We start from the raw sequence: 1,720 nt of genomic DNA, 5'->3' as shown, positions 1-1,720 counted from the left end.
AGAAACTCCGGGCCAGTCTTGTACCAGCCGGTGATGCCCGTCACACCGACCATGCTGGGTTGCAGGCCGAGAGCGAAGGCCATTTCCGTCATATTCAGATCGTGGATGACAGCGGCTTTCGGTGGCGCGTCAAAGATTACGGGCTTGCCGCAGCTTTCGATCGTGACCGGAAAGGCCAATGCCGGAAGGGCAAGGATAGCTAAAGCAACCGAGGAAAGAAGAACAGGAAGGCGCATGGAAAAACTCTCCGAGAAGATCAAAGGGAGGGGGCGTCGAAAACCATCACCCGGCGTCCGGTTGTCGGGCTGGTGGCGGGAAAACAGTCGAGAGCGAAGACGTTGCCAACATTCGTCGTCGACAGCGCTTCCTCCGGCGGTGCGCAGGCGACCAGCCGCCCTCTGTCCAGTACCGCCACCTGGTCAGCGAAAGCTGGAACCAGCGCGAGATCATGCAGGGCCGCGATCGTGGCGATGCCGAGGTCTTTTACCAGCGCCAGAAGATCAGCGCGGGTGCGCGGGTCCAGGTGATTGGTGGGCTCGTCGAGAATTAGAAGCGTCGGCGTTTGCGCAAGGGCACGCGCCAAGCTGGCGCGCTGACGCTCGCCCCCGGAGAGCGAACCCAAGAAGCGGGCTTGGAGGGCAGCAAGCCCCAGACGGTCGAGGGTCTCGGCGACAATCCGAGCGTCATCACGCGCAGCAACACGATCCCGGAACGGAAGACGACCAAGCGCGACGTAATCGGCAACCGTCAAACGCGGGTCCGGATCATCCCCCTGCGATAAAACCGCAATCTGTTGAGCGCGGGCAACGAGCGGAAGAAGGGCGATATCGGTGCCTTCCAAGAGGATTTCCCCAGCAGCCGGGCGCAGCCGACCATAGAGTGCGCGCAGCAGGCTCGTCTTACCGGCGCCATTCGGTCCAACCACGGCGAGCCGTTCGCCCCGCTTCAGCGCAAAGGAGATGCCGGTCAGTAAGATTTTTCGGTCTTTGGCGATGACCGAGAGGTTGCGAACATATAGTAACGGCATTTCAACGGGTAACAGCGTCATCGATCGTCAATGCCTTCCTGGGCATGGCATCGCGGCGCAGATGCAAGCCCTAAGCACACAGCGCAGGCCAACCCATCAACGATCCGCCAGGGCACCCCGCCTGTGGATATTCTTCGACTAAAGGCAGGTCTCCTGGCTCGCGGGTCTGGGCCATCCATCCGTCTTCCCAGGTTTCCCCAGTGACACAGGTGGAGGATGGCTCGCCGCTTACAGTTGCGGGGGCAGCTTCGGCTTAACCGAATTCCCTCTTAGCGTCGGGGTAGACCCGACGACCTCTAACCGAGCATCACTTAGACGGTCCGCCGCAACCGGCGTCAAGCATGTTGGTGTAACGCTGATAGGGATCGCGGCCCCGGCCGCATCGCCGGGCAGCAATCCGCACCCTTAGAAAATGTTTGAGCGGCCCAGGCACCCGCTGGCGATCTAACCAGTCAATTCGCAAGCCAGCACAACGGCATTCTGCGGCGATCTCCCGACCGTTCTCGTAGCGATGCTGTTCAAAAATACTGAGGACATTGAGCTTTTCATAATCAAAGGGCTGACCATTCATCGCCTCGCAAAAGCCCTCGTGGAAGCGCGGATGCTGCACAATAGTCTCGGTTCGGGACCAAGTGCGCGCACCCAGGATAGGGTCGTTCACTATTATTCTCCGTCTGGTTTTAGGGCGTTACC

General features: G+C 60.2%; 2 protein-coding genes, 1 pseudogene and 1 riboswitch. All 3 genes and pseudogenes read right to left on the bottom strand.

Annotation, left to right across the window (positions count from 1 at the left end; all coding sequences use genetic code 11):
* A pseudogene (locus tag VZ95_RS18460) lies at positions 1–236 on the bottom strand (ABC transporter substrate-binding protein); the annotation flags it as partial.
* 20 nt (positions 237–256) lie between these two features.
* Positions 257–1,027: an ABC transporter ATP-binding protein gene (locus tag VZ95_RS18455; protein WP_052711931.1), complete on the bottom strand. Its 771-nt coding sequence runs from the start codon at positions 1,025–1,027 to the stop codon at positions 257–259.
* 126 nt (positions 1,028–1,153) lie between these two features.
* Positions 1,154–1,340: riboswitch (cobalamin riboswitch) on the bottom strand.
* Positions 1,335–1,637 carry a hypothetical protein gene (locus VZ95_RS24455; protein WP_156995403.1) on the bottom strand — a complete coding sequence of 101 codons (303 nt, stop codon included), beginning with the start codon at positions 1,635–1,637 and terminating at the stop codon, positions 1,335–1,337. (Overlaps the previous riboswitch by 6 nt.)
* Between the last annotated feature and the right edge of the window lie 83 nt (positions 1,638–1,720).

The sequence above is a fragment of the Elstera litoralis genome, from assembly GCF_000963705.1.
Lineage (GTDB): Bacteria > Pseudomonadota > Alphaproteobacteria > Elsterales > Elsteraceae > Elstera > Elstera litoralis.
This window is presented reverse-complemented; position numbering and strand designations above follow the sequence as displayed.